This window comes from Halodesulfurarchaeum formicicum (genome assembly GCF_001886955.1).
In the GTDB taxonomy this organism is placed as follows: domain Archaea; phylum Halobacteriota; class Halobacteria; order Halobacteriales; family Halobacteriaceae; genus Halodesulfurarchaeum; species Halodesulfurarchaeum formicicum.
Genome location: NZ_CP016804.1, coordinates 81,195 through 97,530, shown reverse-complemented (window position 1 = coordinate 97,530; position 16,336 = coordinate 81,195). Strand labels below are relative to the sequence as shown.

Below are 16,336 nucleotides of genomic sequence, written 5' to 3'. Positions count from 1 at the left end.
CGGCTCGTGGCGGCGAGCGACCAAAGCGGTTGTGAAACCCGGAGAGAAACGCGTATGCCGACCGGCCCCGACCGCTCGAACATGATCGTTCCCGGCAGCAGTTCCCAGGAAGTCGCCACCGAACTCGCCGCCGCCCTCGGCGAACAACTGGCCGAGGTCGAGTATCGACGGTTCCCGGACGGCGAACAGCTCGTACAGGTCCCCGAACTGGACGGGCGAGCTATCGTGGTCGCGGCCACGGAGACCAGCGACGCACACATCCAGTTGCTCCAGCTCCAGGACGCCGTCCGGGAGGCCGGGGCGACGGAGGTCATCACCGTCATCCCCTACATGGGCTATGCCCGCCAGGACGAGGCCTTCGAGACCGGCCAGCCCGTCTCGGCCCGCGCGATGGCCCGCGCGATCAGCACCGGTACCGACCGGGTCCTGACCGTCTGCCCGCACGAACCCGCGATTCAGGAGTTCTTCACCGTGCCGACGACGGTCATCGACGCCGCGGGCCGGCTGGCCGAACCGCTGCCGGACCTCAACGACCCGATCTTCCTCGCCCCCGACCAGGGCGCGATCGACCTCGCGGCGACTGTGAGGGACGCCTACGGCCGGGGTGAGACCGACGCCTTCGAGAAACACCGCGACCGGGAGACCGGAGCGGTCGAGATCCAGCCCGCCAACCTCGACGTGGCGGATCGCGATCTGGTCGTCGTCGACGACATCGTCGCCACCGGGGGGACGATGAGCGCGGCCATCGGCGCACTCGGTGCGGAACCGGACCGGGTGTTCGTCGCGACCGTCCATCCCCTGCTGGCCGACAGCGCACGGACGAAACTCGCAAACGCGGGCGTAAAAGCAGTGTATGGCACCGACACGATCGAACGAGCAGTCACCGCAGTCAGTGTTGCGCCGGCGATTGCCGAAGAGCTCTAGACCGGGTCGATCGCCAGTTCGATCTGGATGCCTTCGACCTCCCAGGTCTCCCGGTGGCCGTCCTCGATGTCATCGATTTCGACGGCCCTGACCTCGTCTGCGATCAGGTCCTCGTGACGAGCGACGAGTTGACCGACCCGTTCGTCGTAAATCACGATTTCCAGGGCCACTTCGGCGTCCATCGCCAGGTCGAGGTCCTTGCGCATCTCCTGTGCGCGACGGATGATCTCGCGGGCATACCCCTCGCTCTCGACGTCCTCGGTGAGCGTGGCGTCGACGTACACCCGGCCGCCCTCGAAGTCGGTTCCGGCGACCGACTCCGGCGGGACTTCCTCGAAGGTGACCATCGACTCGGTGAGCGAGACCGACTCGCCCAACTCGGCCTCGACGGCCGCTTCCAGGGCCGAAATGTCGGGTTCGTCGACCCGGGCCGCGTTCAGTGCCTCCATCACCGCGTGGGCCTGATCGCCGAAGGCCGGCCCGAGTTCGCTCATGTCCGCAGTCGCGGTGTAGGCGAGTTCGTCCCAGTCCGCCCCGGGTTCGACGACCTCGATCCGGCGGGCGTTCAGCCGCTCGGCGAGCAGGTCGTCGTAGTCGGCGAGGGTGTCCACGACGGCGTCCTCGGTGGCGTCGACGACGATCCTGGTGACCGGCCACCGGAGCTTTCGCCCCGCGTCCTGGCGCGCCCGGGAGCCGGCCTCCTCGATCTGTCGGACGTGCTCGATGGCCGCTTCCAGAGATTCATCGCGCAGGTCGGGGTCGGGTTCGGGCCAGTCGAGCATGTGGACGGAGGTGAGGCCAGCAGCACCGGTCAGCCGCTGGTAGAGCTCCTCGGTGATGAACGGGGCGTAGGGCGCGAGCAGGGCGATGGACTCCCGAAGGACCGCCGCCAGGGTCGCGTAAGCCGCCCGCTTGGAGGCGGTGTCCTCGGTCTCCCACATGCGCTCGCGGACCACCTGAATGTAGTACCGCGAGACGTCCTCGACGACGAAGTCGAGAATCGCATCGAGGGCCCGGTGTTGCTCGAAGTCCGCCCAGGCCGCGTCGGCGGTTTCTTCGACGGCCTGCAGGCGGGAGAGCAGCCACCGGTCGATGCGCTCCAGGGACTCCTCGGCCGGGGAGAGATCCATCGGGTCGATGCCGTCCATCTCCATGTACGGCAGCGGGAAGCGGAAGGCGTTCCAGAGGATGTTGAGGTCCCGCTGCATCGTCTCGGTCGCCTCCCAGGAGAATCGCATGTCCTCGCCCTGTGGGGTGACCGAGAGCAGGAACATCCGCATCGGGTCCGCGCCGTACTCGTCCATGACCTCGCCCGGCTCGACGGTGATGTTCTTGGACTTGGACATCGCCCGGCCGTCGGGCATCAGCGCGTGGCCATGCATCAGCACCTCCTCGTAGGGGACCTGGTCCATCGCGGCGGTGCCCATCCCGAGTTGCGACCAGAACCAGCCCCGGGTCTGGTCGTGGGCCTCCATGATGAGATCCGCCGGCCAGAGGTCCTCGAAGGCCTCGGTTTCGGAGGGGTAGGAGAGCGTGCCCCAGGAGGCCACAGAGGAGTCCAGCCACACGTCGAAGACGTCCGGGACACGGGTGTAGGTCCGCCCGTCTTCCGTGATGGTGAGATCATCGACCGTGCCCTTGTGCAGGTCGACCGAGTCGGGATCGACCGCCTGATCGACCCGCCGGGCCAGCTCCTCGCGCGTGCCGATCACCAGCACGTCGTCCATATCGCCGTCCCAGTCTGCCGGCGTCCAGATCGGGATCGGAATTCCCCAGTAGCGCTGTCGGGAGACGTTCCAGTCCGGAGCCTCCGCGACGAAATCACGGAACCGGCTGTCGCGGGCCCAGTCGGGGTGCCACTCGGTCTCCTCGATGTTCGCGAGCAGGTCTTCCTTCACGTCGGTGATCGTGATGTACCACTGGTCGGTCACGATCTGGATGATCGGGGTGTCACACCGCCAGCAGTGCCCGTAGGAGTGGTGTTCGGTCTCCCGGGCGAGCAGGTGGCCCCGCCGGTCCAGGTCGGCGATGATCTGCTCGTCGGCGTCCTTGACGTACTCGCCGGCGTAGGTTCCGGCCTGCGCCGTGAAGACCCCGTCCTCGCCGACCGGACAGAACACCGCCAGCCCGAGTTCCTGGCCGCGTTCGAAGTCGACCTCCCCGTGTCCGGGCGCGGAGTGAACCAGCCCGGTGTCCTCGGCTTCGACGTAATCCGCGGTATAGACCTGTCCGGCCCCCTCGAAGTCCGGAGCCGCCGGGACTTCCTCGCGCAGCGGGTGGTCGTACTCCCAGCCGACCAGTTCCTCGCCCTCGTAGGTCGCCCGGATCTCGTAGTCGGTGTAGCGACCGGCCTCCAGGACGGACTCGACGAGGGACTCCTCGACGTAGAGGATCTCGCTGTCCCCGTCTTTGGTGGCGGCGACTTCGGCGTACGTGAGGTCGGGCGAGACGGCGATGAAAGTGTTCGCGGGGATCGTCCAGGGCGTGGTCGTCCAGATGACCAGGGAGCCGTCCCGATCCGAGAGCGGGAATTTCACGTAGATCGAGGGGTCCGCGACCTCCTCGTACTCGACCTCGTTGTTGGCGATGGCGGTCTCACACCGCGGACACTGGTTGATCGAGCGCTGGCCCTGCTCGACGAGCCCCCGCTCGTGGGCCTGCTCGAAGGCCCACCAGGCCGACTCCATGTACTCGGGGTTCACCGTCTTGTAGGGGTTCTCCCAGTCCATCCAGACCCCGAAGGACTGGAAGTCAGACTGAAGCCCCTCGAGTTGCTCCTCGGCGAAAGCCTTGCACTCCTCGATGAACCGCTGCTCGCCGAAGTCCTGGATGTCCTGTTTGTTCTCGAAGCCCAGTTTCTCCTCGACTTTCGTCTCGATGGGCAGGCCGTGCATGTCATAGCCCGGCCGGTCGGTCACGTCATAGCCCTGCATCCGCCGGAAGCGGATATGGGCGTCCTTCAGGGTCTTGTTCCAGGTCGTGCCCATGTGGGCGGCCCCGGAGGTGTAGGGCGGCCCGTCGACGAAGAAGAAATCCTCCCCGTCGGCCCGATAGTCCTTGGTCGCCTCGTAGGCGTCCACGTCCTCCCAGTACTCGAAGACCCGCTGTTCGACGGCCTGCGGGTCGTACTGGTCGGGGACGTCCCCGTCGAAGTGTGTCATACGGAGAGCCTATCGCTCCCGGGTAAAATGATAATCGGTCCGCTCGCCCCAATCTTAACTGCTGGCACGCAAAAGGCCCCCTATGACCGAGTGCATCTTCTGTGCGATTGCCACCGGCGACGCCCCGGCCACGACGATCCGCAAGGACGACCGGACGATGGCCTTTCTCGACGCGAACCCGCTCGCTCCGGGCCACACGCTCGTGATTCCGACAACCCACGCCGAACGACTCGAAGACCTCGACCCGGAGACGGCCCACGCGATCATGGACCGACTTCGCGAACTCGCGCCGGCGATCGAGGCGGCCGTCGATGCCGATGCCACCACCATCGGGTTCAACAACGGCCGGGCGGCCGGGCAGGAAGTCCCGCACGTGCACGGGCACATCATCCCTCGCTTCGACGGCGACGGTGGCGGCCCGATTCACGCCGTGCTGCCGCGAGGGCCCGATCGGGACGCGGGCGACCCCGAAGCGATCGCGCGGGCGATCACCGACCACCTTCAGGACTGACCGAAGTGCGGGCGCTTTTCCCGCCCCCACGCTTGCGGTGAGTTATGCAGCCCGAGAGTGTTGGATTCGTCGGTACCGTCGGCGGGGTTGGAACCACCTGGTCGGTCCTCGAACTCGGCGGGGTTCTCGCCCGCGAGGGCCAGGATGTCCTCGTTTTGGACCTGGACTTCGCGACCCAGGGCCTGGGCCGGCACGTGGACGGCACCGTCCCGGTCGACGCGACCGAACTGCTCGCCGATCCCAGTACCGAACTCGCGGACGCCGTCCACGAGTGGCCGACCGACGGCGAGGGCCGGTTCGAGGTGGTCCCGGCACTGGCCCCGTTCGTCCAGATCGCCGCGGCAAAGTCCGAAGCGGCCGGCGAGCGGGTGGCCGAGCGAATCGAGACGGGGACCGAGCGGGCCGACTGGGTGCTGCTCGACGTGCCGCCGGTCGTCTCGAACCAGGCCATCGGGGCCGCCACCGCCGCCGATCGAGTCGTCGCCGTAATGCCCCCGAGCGAACGGGGCGTCGACGCCCTCCAGCGCGAGCGGGGGCGACTCGCGGACGTCGGGACTGCCTTCGATTCGGTCCTCGCGGTCGGCGACGGTGAGCCGCCGGCCGACGCGACCGCTTCGCTCCCGGCACGCCCCGACGGCGCGCCGGCCCATCGACCGGCGACACTCGAATCGAGCGGCCGCTTCGTCCGCGCCGCGAGAACGGCGGCCGCGACGCTGTTTGATCTGGATGTCGACACTTCGAGTGGCGACTCGCCGATCGGGCGACTCGGCACGCTCGGCGAGAAACTGCGAAACTAGAGCAGATCACTCGCGGCAGTCATCGTATCCGCGAGGGCGTCGCGTTTCTCGACCATGGCGTCACCGTCGGTCGAGAGTGTGTCCTGAAGGGTCTCGTTCGCGCCCGGAATCGGGTCGTGAGTCTCGATGTAGGCCCCGAGCGCGAAGGCCCGATCGCCCACGTCGGCGAGTTCCTGGGCCTCGATTCGAGTGAGCGAGCCCGAGAGCCAGTCCTCACAGATCTCCCGCTGCAGGGGCGACAGCGGCGAGAGCCCCTCGAATCCCAGGCGGTGGAGGGTCTTTGCGGCCGTGATCGGCGCGACACCCGCGGCCGTGGCCGCCTCGCCCACGCTAGTTCCACTGACGTACGTGGAGACTACCGTCGCCGCGGTCTCGGCCCCACAGGGAAGGGACTCGGCGTAGGGCGCGAGGACGGTCGAAAGCGAGGCGTCCGTCCGATCCACGACCGCGACGCCCCGGTCCTCCTGGGCGTGGGTGGCGGTCACCCCCTCGGCGATGTCCGAAAGTGCCATGGCCGAAACTCGGCGGGCCGACGGCAAAAACCTTCGTAGTTAGTTCGCTGAGAGCTTCGACGGGGAACCTACCGGTAACCGTTCGGTTTAGCGCTGCCGTCCCCCGGTTCGAACCCCCGACTCAGCCTTATCTTAAATACCCTTTCGGCGTCAATTTTCAGATGTGATGAGCGCAACCGAGACGGTACGGACTTGCCCCGAATGTGCAGGCGCCCTTCGCGTGGACGGCACCGAGACGATCTGTACCGAGTGTGGCCTCGTCGTGGACGAGGACCGGATCGACCGCGGGCCGGAGTGGCGAAACTTCGAGGACGGCCCCGACCGCCGGCGGACTGGCGCGCCGCTCTCCCGCTCGCGGCACGATCGGGGCCTCTCCACGGAAATCGGGCACTCGAACCGGGTGACTGGCCGGAAACGCCGCCGGCTCAGCCGGATGCGCACCCAGCACGATCGGTCGAAAGTGCGCTCGACGGCCGAGCGCAACCAGATCTACGGGTTCACCGAGATTCGTCGAGTCACCGCCGCGCTCTCGCTGCCGACCGACATTCGCGATCAAGCTTGCGTGCTCTTCGAGACGGCCCAGGACGAGTCGCTGTTCCCGGGTCGCTCCCTGGAGGGATTCGCCGCAGCGGCGGTGTACGCAGTGTGTCGCACGAACGGGCTCGCCCGCACGACCGAGGAGATCACCGGGACCGCAAAGGCCAGTCCCGAGGAGTTCCAGGCGGCCTACGACGCGATGAACCGCGAGCTCGAGCTCCCGACCGGCCCGATCGATCCCGGCGAGTATCTCCCCCGGTTCGCGACGGAACTGGGCCTGGGCTCGGACGTGGAGGCGGCGGCCCGGTCGCTCCTCGATTCGACCCCGCAAGCCGAGATCGGCGGCCGCAATCCGAGTGGCGTCGCCGCGGCCGCCCTCTATGCCGTCACCGACGTGGACGAAGGCGGCCCCACGCAGGTCGAAGCCGCCGAACTGGCCGGTGTAACCCCGGTCACCCTCCGCTCCGCCGCTCGCGTCCTGGTCGACTGAGCTACGTTTCTGTTTGTCGCCGATCACGAGCCAGCGTTCGCACGTGCCCAGCCAGCGGCTCGAAGTGACCGGCGTTCTGGTCGTCGTGCAGCGAAACGGGGAGCCCGGCGGCCTGAGCCTCGTGAATGGCGGCCGTCTCGGGAACGGCAAACTGCGGCCCGCCGAGGGTCTCGGTCACCGACTCCCGCGTGCGGTCGGCCCGATTGAGCACGATCGCGCCCAGGTCGGTGCCGAGTTCACGGGCCAGCGACCGAGTTCGGACCGTATCCGCCAGCGTCGCCGGATCGGGAGTCGTCACCAGCACACAGCAATCAGCCGCCACGATCGGCAGCGCGGTATCGGCCGCGAACCCGGCCGGGGCGTCGACGATCACGTGCTCGTAGGTCTCCGCGAGAGTCTCCAGCACCGAGGCGAGCGCTTTGGGCTCGACTGACCGAGCGCCGGCCAGGGACCGACCGGCCGGCAGCACCCCGACCGCCCACTCCGTCCGGACGGCCGCCAGCGGGTCGACTCGACCCGCGAGCACGTCGAAAAGCGTTGGCCCACCGTCCGTCGGCTGGTCGGCCATCCCCAGGTCGGCATCGACCAGTACCGCGTCGAGTTCGGCGGCCAGGTTGAGCGCAACCGTACTAGTGCCGACGCCGCCTTTGCCCCCGCAGACGGTGACGATCACGGCCGCTCCCCCGTGGTACCCTCGTCGAGCCGTCGCCCGGGCGGGGAAATGACGCTTCGAGGCGGCCGCGGGTCCCGAAAGGAGCGGGCCGCCGTCTCCGCAGTGGGCTCTGAATCGGTCGCCTCGGCGGGTTCGGTCCAGGCGATGGTCGCGGGCTCCGCTTGGGCGGCGGCCGGTACAGCATACCCCAGCGCGCGGCGTTCGCCCGGTTCGAGGACGCCCTCGTAGCCGTTTTCGTCCCAGCCAGCTTCCGGGTGCCCGCGACGTCGGGGTGGCCAGACCGGGCCATCCAGTTCGTTCCGGAGCCGGAACCGAGCCGGCTCGTCGTGGGGGTTTTCGATGACCGCCGTGACGAGTGCCGTCCCGTCGACGGCGGTGGCCTGGGTGTCACACTCCATGGCCACATCTGGGCGGGTGGTCGGATTTAAACGCTCGCCAGCACGACCGGGGCGTCGAGTGCCGCCCGCGCCTCGACGGCGGTCTCGAAGGGGCCGTCGACCAGCACGACCGGCGTCGAGAGGTCGGCGATGCGGGCGACGGCCAGCGCGCCGGTGAGCGTTGGGCCGTCAAAGCTGGCTGGCGGTGTCGGCGCCGCGTCCCCGGGCAGGCTCGCCAGGGCCCGCTCGAACGGCTCGGCGAGCGCGTCGAGAAACCAGGCCCGGGCTTCGCGCCGCCGGTTCTCCCGCCGGTCGACCAGCGATAAGCGTCTGGCTCTGGCGTCTCGGGCCGCCTGGGCCGCCGCCTCGGCCCGTTCAAGGGCCTCCTGAGCCGCGATCTGCTCGGTCTCGGCCTCGGTGAGTTTTCGGGTGAGGTCGTCCAGTTTCGCCTGGACTGCCTCCGTCGGGAGATCGGCCTCGCGACGGGCGGCCAGCCGGCCACTCGTCCGGGCCACTTGCTCCTCCAGCGCGGCCACGTCGGCCCCGGCTTCGGCTGCCCGATGGCGGGCGGCCCGGAGATCGGGCGAGTCTGGCTCGATCGCCGCGATCTCTCGGTCGAGTCGGGCGATTTCCGCGGCCTGGGGCGCGACCAGTCCCAGCGAGCGACCGGCAGCCGCCAGTGCCGTCCGCAGGTCCAACTCCATCCCTGGCTGCAGCAGTCCGACGGCGTCGTGGGGCGGTGTCGGGGCTGGGGCGTCGATCCACTCGGCGCTCGGATCCGCCAGGGCTGCCGAGAGCTGGCCGGGTTCGACGGCTGCCGACCGCAAATCAACCGCCTGGCCGACTCGCTCGTCGCCGGCCACGCGGACCCTCATAGCTCGCGATCGCGAAGCCGCTCGAGCGGCGGGTGTTCCGTCCCGGCGGCGAACTTCGCGTACGGCGTCTGCGGCGAGTCCCGATCGGCGTAGGCAGCCGCCGCGTTTCGAACCGGCTCCGGGACGTCGCTGAACTCGTTGAGCGGCTCGGTTCGGGCCAGTTGCACGTCCGGGCCGTGTCGTTCCCAGAGTCGCAACGCCAGCAGTGCCCCCAGTTCCGTCTCCGCGAGCAGCCCCACGCGACCGAAACGGCGGTGAAAGACGTCTTCGAACGCCCGCTCGGTGTTCCGGAGTTGCTGGCGGGCGGCCGACGAATAGGCGATGACCAACAACACAGCTCAACCCGGTGCCGTCTGGCAAAAAAGGGATTCGATCAGTCCACGGGCTCGACCTCGAAGTCGGGCTCGTCGGGGGCCAGGAGTTCCAGGACTCGCTCCCGGGCCTCCGTCGGGGTTTCGGCGACGACGATAAGTCCCTCGGCGGCCTGCTCGCCGGTCGCTCGATAGGCTCCCAGGCGGCCGTCGTCGAACTCGGTGGCGTAGGTGCGCAGCGTGCCCTGGACCCGGGCTTCCATCGTGTCGAGGTCGATCTCGCCCTGCTCGAAGGCCGCCAGGGCCTCCTCGACGGTCCGAAGTGCCGCGATGCGATCCATAGCGGTCCGTCGGCCGGCGATCCAATGAGGGTTCGGATTCAGCTCAGGTGGTCCGGAGGTGTTCGTTCGTCGGCTCGTAGACCTCGCCTTTCTGTTTGAGCTTCTCGATCTCGTGTTCGGCCTTCGAGCGGTCCATGTCGACCTCCTCCGCGCGGGCCAGCACCTCGTCGATCGGCGCGCCCTCGTCGAAGTCGGCCTCGATGTCCGCGATGAGCTCTCTGATCGTCCGGATGCGATCCCGCTGGGATTTGGACTGGCCGGTCTCGATCACGTCGGCGTCGTACTGGCCGGTCTCGGGGTCCATCCCGATCTCCTTGAGGGTCTTCTCGACGATCTCAAGCGAGCGGTCGGCGTCCTCCAGTTCGACGGTGTCGGAGAGTCGCACCCGGGCGGAGGCCTCGGCCAGTCGCACGATCGCCTCCAGTTTGCGGGCCGTGACCGGCACCGGGGAGTCCTCGCCGGTCCCCTGGGAGCGAAGGTTGACGTAGAACTCCCGGATGCGTTCCTCCGCCTCCTCGGTCATCGTCGGGAAGCACGTCGAACGGGCGTAGGCGATGTACTTCCGCATGAGCTCCGGTTCGATCGCCGGCGCGACGGATTCGGTTGCGCCCGCGACCTCCGCTTCGGAAACGTTCGAGGCGTTGACCTTCGTCCGGTGGGTGTTCAACTCGCCCGCGTAGTTGGTGTTGAGGATGTGCTCGGCGAGATTCGCGTCCTTCTCCTCGTCCGGGTCGTCGGTGACGGTGAAGATCAGGTCAAAGCGGGAGATCAACGCCGGCTCCAGGTCGATCTGCTCGGCCGGGGTCTCGTAGCGGTCAAAGCGCCCGAGTTCGGGGTTTGCGGCCCCCAGAAGCGAGCACCGCGATTTCAGGGTAGCGTTGATGCCGGCCTTCGAGATCGAAATGGAATTGTGGAGAATGACACCGTTGCTGACGAACGTGTTCGTCGGTTCGACGGTCACGTCGTAGACCCAATCAGTGGCGTGTTCGCCCTCGTTGGGAACGGTTTCGACGTTTGAAATCTGGTGGTAATTGAATCCTGCAGGCAACTCCCCGCCACCGTCTGCTGCCACCATAGCCTCACGATCACTGGAAGGCCAATCGACGGGTGCTGGAACTGGCGATCCCGCCTCCAACTGTGCAGCCTCTACGGTCTCAATGGACCCGTCTTCGGCCACGAACATCGGATGCTCCGGGGTGACCAGAACGTCGCGACCGTTCGAGAACGTCACGCGGACGAATTCGTCAGGTGCTTCGTGTCTGCTAACCCGATCAACAGGCAGTTTGGTCGTCTCACCTTCCTCAATGTCTGTCGAGTGGACCGAAAGATCGTCGACTGGGAGGATTTCACAGTCGACACCGTCCACGATTTCGTCCTCTCGAGCGGCCATCTGCTCGTCGACGAAATCGCCGATTTCGACGCGCCGACCGTCGGCGAGCAGAATCTCCGTATCCGGGTGATAGGACTGCTGTTCCAGCGCTTCGTGCATCGCCGAGCGATCGTCCGAGTTGTGAACGACCATCCCGTTGGCGACGAAATTGTGGGTTCCCTCAACGGTGAGATCATAGACATGCTGAGGCGTTTCAGGGAAATCGGCCCGGGGGCGGACTCTTACTGACTTGACTGTCGCAAGTTCAACGTCGGAGCGGAGAGGTAGATCTGTTTCAGCGGTCGGATTCGTGAGAGTGCGAGCACCGCCGTCGGAAGCTACTGTCGAAGCTTGTGGGACGAAAACAGCCGTTCCGGCGTCGAGTTCGGCTGCCTCCCGAATTTTTCGCTCACCCGCCTCAAAGACGAAGAACGGATGATCCGGCGTCGCTATCAACGATTCGCCGGATTCGAGTCGGACTTCACAGAGCTCGCTCGGCGCGTCGTACTCGTGGATCGCCGTGACTGGCCGCTTTTCGATCGAACCGTCTTCGGTCATCGTCCGCACCGAGAGGTCCGGAACGTACCGGATCCTCCGGCCGTTCTCCAGCTCTTCGATGGACCCCTCGGCTGCTGCTTCCCGAGAGAGTTCGCCGATGCGTTCGAGTTCGCCGTCCCCGAGTGAAACCAGCGTATCCCCGGTCACGCAGGCCATCTTGTCGAGTTCGTCCACCGCCGCGATGCCCTTGTCCGCGAGCACCAGCGCCCCCGCTTCGAGGGACCACTGCTGGCCCTCGCCGAAGTCGTCTCGCACTGCCGCCGCCGTCAGCCCGGCCGAAGAACTTCCCTTCCCCGAGGTGTACACTGATCGTGGGGCGATATGTCGGATATATTGTAATATCTGCGAGTTGTGCGAGAGGACGTTGTTCGAGAGATAGGAGTGTGTGCCCTCGACTTCCAGGTCGTAGACCCACTCCTCGCTCGGCTCGACCGCCTCGATGTCGGTGATCTCCGCCCACGCCAGATCACCCTCGACGAGCTGTGAGAGGGCCCGAACCGAATCACTCACCGAGAGCGCGGTTTCGAGACGCTCCTGAAGCACCTCGCGTGCGTCCTGGACCCGACCGCCGTCCGGCACCGCTTCGCCCCGAGTGTACAGCGAAACGGTGGTCTGACCCACACCGATTTCGTCGGCCAGCGCGGCCTGAGAGAGGCCGAGATCCTGTCGGATCTGCTCCACCTGATCCCAGTCGGCCCCATCCAGTGACTGGGCTGCTGCCCGGAGGTCGGCAAGCCGCGATTCGAACGTTTTGAGCACCGTGCGAAGCGACTCACGACCCGGGTTCCGGTCGCCCCGTTCGTAGTGCTGGAAGGTTGTTCGGGGAATCCCACACTCCGATTGAGAGAGTGCCAGGGCCGTTCGAATTCGGGTGAGTTCCTCGCTCACATTGGGGATTACATCCGTCTCTCGATCTGTGTCTCGAGGAACCGCGACGAACGCTCCTTCGGACAGTTCCTCGCCGGTGACTGCCGCAGGTGACCCACTGTCGAGGGTGAAAAGCGGGTGCGAGGGCGTGATCTCTAGTTCGGAGCCATCCGAGAGCGTGACCCGGTACATCGTCTCTGGGGCCTCGCGCTTCCAGACTTTGGTGGCGCTGGCCGGTTCGATCGAGCCCTCCTCGGTCATGGAGAGGACTGGAATATCAGTCCGGGCGAACACGCCATCGTCGACTGGCTGGGGGTCCTCCAGATTCGATTCCACCAGGTCGCGGATGTTCCGCCTGGTTCCGTCGGCGAGCGTGACGGTCGTATCGCCCCGCACGCACTTCCCAGTGCCAGGGTCCCCGACCAGCAAAATGTGCACGTCCCCGCGAATCCGCGCGCCGTCGGGGAGGTGTTTTGTCACGCCGGAGAACAGCTGGAGCCCGATCGCGAGTTTCGCCACGTCGAACCCGTAGATGGTCGGGGCGACCGAGTCCACGAGCTGTTCGTAGATGTCCGGCTGCTCGGAGAGCCGAATGATCTCCTCGCGTTCGGCATCGGAGATCTCCATCTCCTCGAACTCCTCGTCCTCGACGACCACGTCCACGCCCTCCAGGTACATGTCGAAGACCCGGCTGTCCGTCGACTCCATGTCGCTGTCGTCCAGACGGAGGATGCCGGTCGCGGTGACGTGGTCCCCGGGGCTGACCTCCCCGGTGATGTCGTCCTCGATGTGCATGTCGATGCTCTCGGGTGTCTCGCCGCCGGCCAGCCCCTCGGGACTCTCCTGGATACGAAGCTTCTGGGCGTCGACGAACTCGGTCTCGCCGTGATCGGTGAGAAACTGGAAGGGACCCTCACGCTCGCAGCCGTCACACTGGTAGGGGTCCTGGAAGTCGCCATCAGCCTGCGGGACGACGGTGATCGTGCCACAGCGGAGACACTCGAAGGCGGCCCGCTCGATCTTGGGTTTGACACTCGTCGCCTTGCGAACGATGCCCTGCACCGAGACGAGCGTGCCCAGATGTTCAGCCCGGATCGCCCGGATCTCCGTCGCCTCCGGGAGGTTGACGACCCGGACGTGTGCGCCCGAGAGGTCCTTGTCGACCGGCAAGTCATAGCGACCCAGCGCCTCCTCCGCGGCGTCCAGCAGGGTGCGCGGCGAGTTAATGACGTCCTCCGCGAAGTCCGGATCGAACCGAAACAGGTCCTGCCAGTCGATCTCCAGGGACTTGTTCTCGCGGGGGTACTTCCGCGCCAGATCGGCGATCGCGTCGCTCTCGTGCTGCCGGTAGAACGTCTCGAATCTGTCCGTGAGTTCCTGATCCCGGGCCGAGGCCATTCGAAGTCCAATATTCTCCACCCGAATAAGAAGGTTCGTACTACCGGTCGGCCTCGAGGGCGGTCTCCAGGGCCGCCAACCGGTCGCGAGCGGCTTCCAGTTCCGCCTCGATCGTACCGTCCGCGACCTGTCGGCGTTCGGATTCGGTGAGTTCCGTCCGCGCGCGAGCGGTCTTCCTGAGCGACGCGTATCGGGCAGGCTCCCCGCGAGCGAGGTCGAGGACGTCCCTGAGCGCGGCGATCGAGTCCCTCGCGTCGAACCGGTTCAGGACCGAGACGAGTTCCCGCCCGCGGAATCGAAGGTGGTCGGCCGCGGGCGGCGGCCACTCGATCTCGAAGGGCGTCGCATCGAGGGTGTCCAGATAGGTCCGGTTGCCACCGACCACCCGGGCAAACGTCGCCGGCGCGTCGACGTAGTGGGCGAGTTTCGACTGGGAGTAATCGGCGTACTCCAGCAGCGTCGGAATCGTCTCGGTCCCGACGGCGGCCGATTCGAGATACGAGTGAAGTTCCGCGGGCGGCGCGGGAACCGACAGCAGCGGGAAGCGCTCGGCCGTCTCCAGGATCGAGAGAACCTGCCGGGCCGGCATTTCGGACCGGGCCCGCTGAATCGCAGCACGAACCGACTCGTTGTACCGCTCGATCGGATCGCGAAGGTCCTCGACCGGGGCGTCGAGGTCAGCAGTGCCCAACCGTTTGACCGTCTCAAGGCGATCGATGCGTGCCCGAGTCTCGCGAATGGCCGTTCGTATCTCTCCCGCCAGGGTTTGGACGCGTTGCTCGGCCTCGTGACGCTCGGTCAGGCGGTCCAACAGATCCTCGACCGGGCCGAGTCGATCACGGGCCCACTCGAAATCCGCGTCGGTCAGGCGGCGCTTCTGGAGGGTCTCGTCGATCGCCTCGAACGTTTCGCGCTCGGGCAGGTCCTCGGGGTAATCATCCAGAAAGTGAGCCAGTTCGTCCTGGAACTCGACGAAGGCCTGGAAGTCCCCCGAGCCAGTGGCCCGGTCCTCGTAGGTCGAGAGCAGCGTGGTGAACTCCTCGTGGGCCGATTCGAGCCGCCGGAGCCGGGACTCCCCAATTTCCGCCACCTGCGCCTCGGCCTGAGCGAGCGCCTCGCGGGCCGCTTTGAGGTCCGCGACCAGATCCGGCACAGTCATCGGGTCGTCAGTAGACGTCATCGGGGTCGAAGACGACCTCGCCCACGTCAGTTCCGTCGAGGGTGCGGTAGAAACAGGAGCGATGGCCCGTGTGACAGGCCCCACCCTCCTGTTCGACGCGGTAGAGGAGGGTGTCGGCGTCACAGTCCACCCGGATCTCTTCGACCGACTGGGTGTGCCCGGAGCTTTGTCCCTTCTCCCAGAGTTCGTCTCGGCTGCGAGAGTAGTAGTGTGCCCGCCCCGTCTCGACGGTCTGCTCGACGGCCTCGCGGGTGGCGTAGGCAAACATGAGCACCTCCTCAGTTTCGACGTCCTGGGTGATGACGGGGATCAGCCCGGAATCGAAGTCGAGTTCGACCTCGAAGGAATCCATACCCAGAGAACGGGTGGCCGCCGGATAGCCGTTTCGTCCGGGGTCAGGGACCGGCCAGGCCGAGCAATTCGAGCACCCAGAACAGCAGGTCCCCGGCGATGAGCGCGAGGACCAGACCCAAAACCGTCGGGACGATGAAGGGAATTCCCGGCGAGACCCAGACCCGGTCCGCTGCCACGATTCGATCGAGGCCCGCCCGGAGATCCGCGGGGCTGGTCCCGTAGGCCGAACCGTCGAGGGCGTCGAGGAAGGCTTCCGCGCCCCAGCGGTCCGCCGATTCCTCGGTCGTCTCACTAGCACACGGAAGCGAGGGGTCGGTCGCCGCCGTTCCTACCCCAACAGCCCCGTCCGTCGGGTCACCGGGCTCCTCGGGAAGCGTCGCAGGATCGACGAGTTCCGGCGTGGTACGCAGTGTCGCCAGGTCGATCCGTCGCCATCGGAGATACATCCGCAGGGCGTCCAGATCCAGCCCCGAGCGAGTGAAGCCGCCGTCAGTGTCGAGCAGGGTGCCGTGTCTGGCCGGCAAACTCGCGACGGAGACTTCCCGGGCGACCAGGGAGAGTGGGGAGAGCGTTCCACCCCGGAGATTCGAGACTGCGAGTGCGAGCGGGTAGGCGGCCCCGATCAGGACGGCGTTCGTCAGCACCGTGAGCGAGAAGACCCCGATCGTGGTCTCGACGACGGGAAGTGTGAGACCAAACGCCTCGTAGGCCGGGTAGGTCGGGAAGAGAACGGCGAGGGTCAGAAACGCCTTCGCGTCGGCCCCGCCAAAGCCACCGATGATCCAGAAGCCGAGTGCGAGCCCCCCGACCAGCCCCACGCTGAGCCCGACTCGAAGCAGATAGAGGCCGAATCCGGGGGTTCCTGGGCCCAGCACCAGGAGGTCCCAGCCGACGAGCAGCACACCGAGGCCCACGAGGGGCAGCCAGGTCCGATTCGGTACCCGGCGGGTCCTGAGGTCCTGAATCCCAGCCCAGGCAAAGACGGGGACGGCGAGCAGCCGAAGCAGGTCGGGGACGGTGGCGTCCACGAGTCGGGACTGGGCCCGCCCGCGGTTTGAAGGTTTCTAGAGCGGTTGCTCCCGAGTGGGCGTTTCCAGAGCG

Annotated in this window: 15 protein-coding genes and 1 pseudogene; 4 read left to right on the top strand and 12 right to left on the bottom strand. The window is 66.9% G+C overall.

The window, feature by feature from the left end; genetic code table 11:
• The first annotated feature begins 81 nt into the window (after positions 1 to 81).
• Positions 82 to 924 carry a ribose-phosphate diphosphokinase gene (gene prs, locus HSR6_RS00460; protein WP_071933603.1) on the top strand — a complete coding sequence of 281 codons (843 nt, stop codon included), beginning with the start codon at positions 82 to 84 and terminating at the stop codon, positions 922 to 924.
• Here prs and ileS read toward each other — a convergent pair.
• Positions 921 to 4,085 carry an isoleucine--tRNA ligase gene (ileS, locus tag HSR6_RS00455; RefSeq protein ID WP_071932513.1) on the bottom strand — a complete coding sequence of 1,055 codons (3,165 nt, stop codon included), beginning with the start codon at positions 4,083 to 4,085 and terminating at the stop codon, positions 921 to 923. The genes prs and ileS overlap by 4 nt on opposite strands.
• Before the next feature lie 82 nt (positions 4,086 to 4,167).
• Here ileS and HSR6_RS00450 point away from each other — a divergent pair, with 82 nt between their 5' ends.
• Both HSR6_RS00450 and HSR6_RS00445 read left to right on the top strand, forming a co-directional pair.
• Positions 4,168 to 4,596 carry an HIT family protein gene (locus tag HSR6_RS00450; RefSeq protein WP_070364084.1) on the top strand — a complete coding sequence of 143 codons (429 nt, stop codon included), beginning with the start codon at positions 4,168 to 4,170 and terminating at the stop codon, positions 4,594 to 4,596.
• A gap of 44 nt (positions 4,597 to 4,640) precedes the next feature.
• Positions 4,641 to 5,393, top strand: a complete 753-nt coding sequence (locus HSR6_RS00445; protein ID WP_070364083.1) for a ParA family protein — start codon at positions 4,641 to 4,643, stop codon at positions 5,391 to 5,393.
• On the opposite strand, the gene HSR6_RS00440 is transcribed toward HSR6_RS00445, so the two are convergent.
• Positions 5,390 to 5,905, bottom strand: coding sequence for a DUF7858 family protein (locus HSR6_RS00440; protein WP_071932512.1), 516 nt, complete (start codon positions 5,903 to 5,905; stop codon positions 5,390 to 5,392). The two genes, HSR6_RS00445 and HSR6_RS00440, sit on opposite strands and share 4 nt — an antisense overlap.
• A gap of 166 nt (positions 5,906 to 6,071) precedes the next feature.
• Between HSR6_RS00440 and HSR6_RS00435 the strand changes: the two genes are divergently transcribed.
• The gene (locus HSR6_RS00435; protein ID WP_071932511.1) at positions 6,072 to 6,932 is read left to right on the top strand and encodes a transcription initiation factor IIB; all 861 of its coding nucleotides are present in this window, start codon (positions 6,072 to 6,074) and stop codon (positions 6,930 to 6,932) included.
• 1 nt (position 6,933) lies between these two features.
• Here the strand turns inward: HSR6_RS00435 and HSR6_RS00430 are convergent, their stop codons facing one another.
• The 10 genes and pseudogenes from HSR6_RS00430 to HSR6_RS00390 form a co-directional block, all read right to left on the bottom strand.
• Positions 6,934 to 7,605, bottom strand: a complete 672-nt coding sequence (locus HSR6_RS00430) for a nucleotide-binding protein (RefSeq protein WP_070364080.1) — start codon at positions 7,603 to 7,605, stop codon at positions 6,934 to 6,936.
• Positions 7,602 to 8,003: a DUF7857 domain-containing protein gene (locus tag HSR6_RS00425; RefSeq protein WP_071932510.1), complete on the bottom strand. Its 402-nt coding sequence runs from the start codon at positions 8,001 to 8,003 to the stop codon at positions 7,602 to 7,604. Before HSR6_RS00425 ends, HSR6_RS00430 begins: the two co-directional genes overlap by 4 nt.
• A gap of 26 nt (positions 8,004 to 8,029) precedes the next feature.
• A complete protein-coding gene (locus tag HSR6_RS00420) occupies positions 8,030 to 8,857 on the bottom strand; it encodes a DUF7856 family protein (protein WP_071932509.1) in 828 nt (275 codons plus the stop codon).
• Complete coding sequence (locus HSR6_RS00415; protein WP_071932508.1) at positions 8,854 to 9,192, bottom strand: DUF7855 family protein; 339 nt, start codon at positions 9,190 to 9,192, stop codon at positions 8,854 to 8,856. The genes HSR6_RS00420 and HSR6_RS00415 overlap by 4 nt, the downstream gene beginning before the upstream one ends.
• A 38-nt stretch (positions 9,193 to 9,230) precedes the next feature.
• Positions 9,231 to 9,509, bottom strand: a complete 279-nt coding sequence (locus tag HSR6_RS00410) for a DUF7854 family protein (protein WP_071932507.1) — start codon at positions 9,507 to 9,509, stop codon at positions 9,231 to 9,233.
• Between the two features lie 43 nt (positions 9,510 to 9,552).
• Entirely contained in the window at positions 9,553 to 10,998 is a 1,446-nt protein-coding gene (locus HSR6_RS11440) for a hypothetical protein (protein ID WP_449271677.1), read from the bottom strand.
• A pseudogene (locus HSR6_RS11180) lies at positions 10,975 to 13,701 on the bottom strand (helix-turn-helix domain-containing protein); the annotation flags it as partial. The pseudogene HSR6_RS11180 and the gene HSR6_RS11440, both read right to left, overlap by 24 nt.
• Before the next feature lie 40 nt (positions 13,702 to 13,741).
• Entirely contained in the window at positions 13,742 to 14,881 is a 1,140-nt protein-coding gene (locus HSR6_RS00400; protein WP_071932505.1) for a DUF7118 family protein, read from the bottom strand.
• A complete protein-coding gene (gene hisI / locus HSR6_RS00395; RefSeq protein WP_071932504.1) occupies positions 14,868 to 15,233 on the bottom strand; it encodes a phosphoribosyl-AMP cyclohydrolase in 366 nt (121 codons plus the stop codon). Before hisI ends, HSR6_RS00400 begins: the two co-directional genes overlap by 14 nt.
• A gap of 43 nt (positions 15,234 to 15,276) precedes the next feature.
• On the bottom strand, positions 15,277 to 16,263 hold the full coding sequence (locus tag HSR6_RS00390; RefSeq protein ID WP_071932503.1) for a prepilin peptidase: 987 nt from the start codon (positions 16,261 to 16,263) through the stop codon (positions 15,277 to 15,279).
• Positions 16,264 to 16,336 lie beyond the last annotated feature (73 nt).

Coding starts and splice junctions, on each gene's coding strand:
- hisI (WP_071932504.1), bottom strand. CDS start 15,233: ATGGATTCCTTCGAGGTCGAACTCGACTTCGATTCCGGGCTGATCCCC.
- HSR6_RS00420 (WP_071932509.1), bottom strand. CDS start 8,857: ATGAGGGTCCGCGTGGCCGGCGACGAGCGAGTCGGCCAGGCGGTTGAT.
- HSR6_RS00410 (WP_071932507.1), bottom strand. CDS start 9,509: ATGGATCGCATCGCGGCACTTCGGACCGTCGAGGAGGCCCTGGCGGCC.
- HSR6_RS00425 (WP_071932510.1), bottom strand. CDS start 8,003: ATGGAGTGTGACACCCAGGCCACCGCCGTCGACGGGACGGCACTCGTC.
- ileS (WP_071932513.1), bottom strand. CDS start 4,085: ATGACACACTTCGACGGGGACGTCCCCGACCAGTACGACCCGCAGGCC.
- HSR6_RS00435 (WP_071932511.1), top strand. CDS start 6,072: ATGAGCGCAACCGAGACGGTACGGACTTGCCCCGAATGTGCAGGCGCC.
- HSR6_RS00445 (WP_070364083.1), top strand. CDS start 4,641: ATGCAGCCCGAGAGTGTTGGATTCGTCGGTACCGTCGGCGGGGTTGGA.
- HSR6_RS11440 (WP_449271677.1), bottom strand. CDS start 10,998: ATGCACGAAGCGCTGGAACAGCAGTCCTATCACCCGGATACGGAGATT.
- HSR6_RS00440 (WP_071932512.1), bottom strand. CDS start 5,905: ATGGCACTTTCGGACATCGCCGAGGGGGTGACCGCCACCCACGCCCAG.
- HSR6_RS00450 (WP_070364084.1), top strand. CDS start 4,168: ATGACCGAGTGCATCTTCTGTGCGATTGCCACCGGCGACGCCCCGGCC.
- prs (WP_071933603.1), top strand. CDS start 82: ATGATCGTTCCCGGCAGCAGTTCCCAGGAAGTCGCCACCGAACTCGCC.
- HSR6_RS00400 (WP_071932505.1), bottom strand. CDS start 14,881: ATGACGTCTACTGACGACCCGATGACTGTGCCGGATCTGGTCGCGGAC.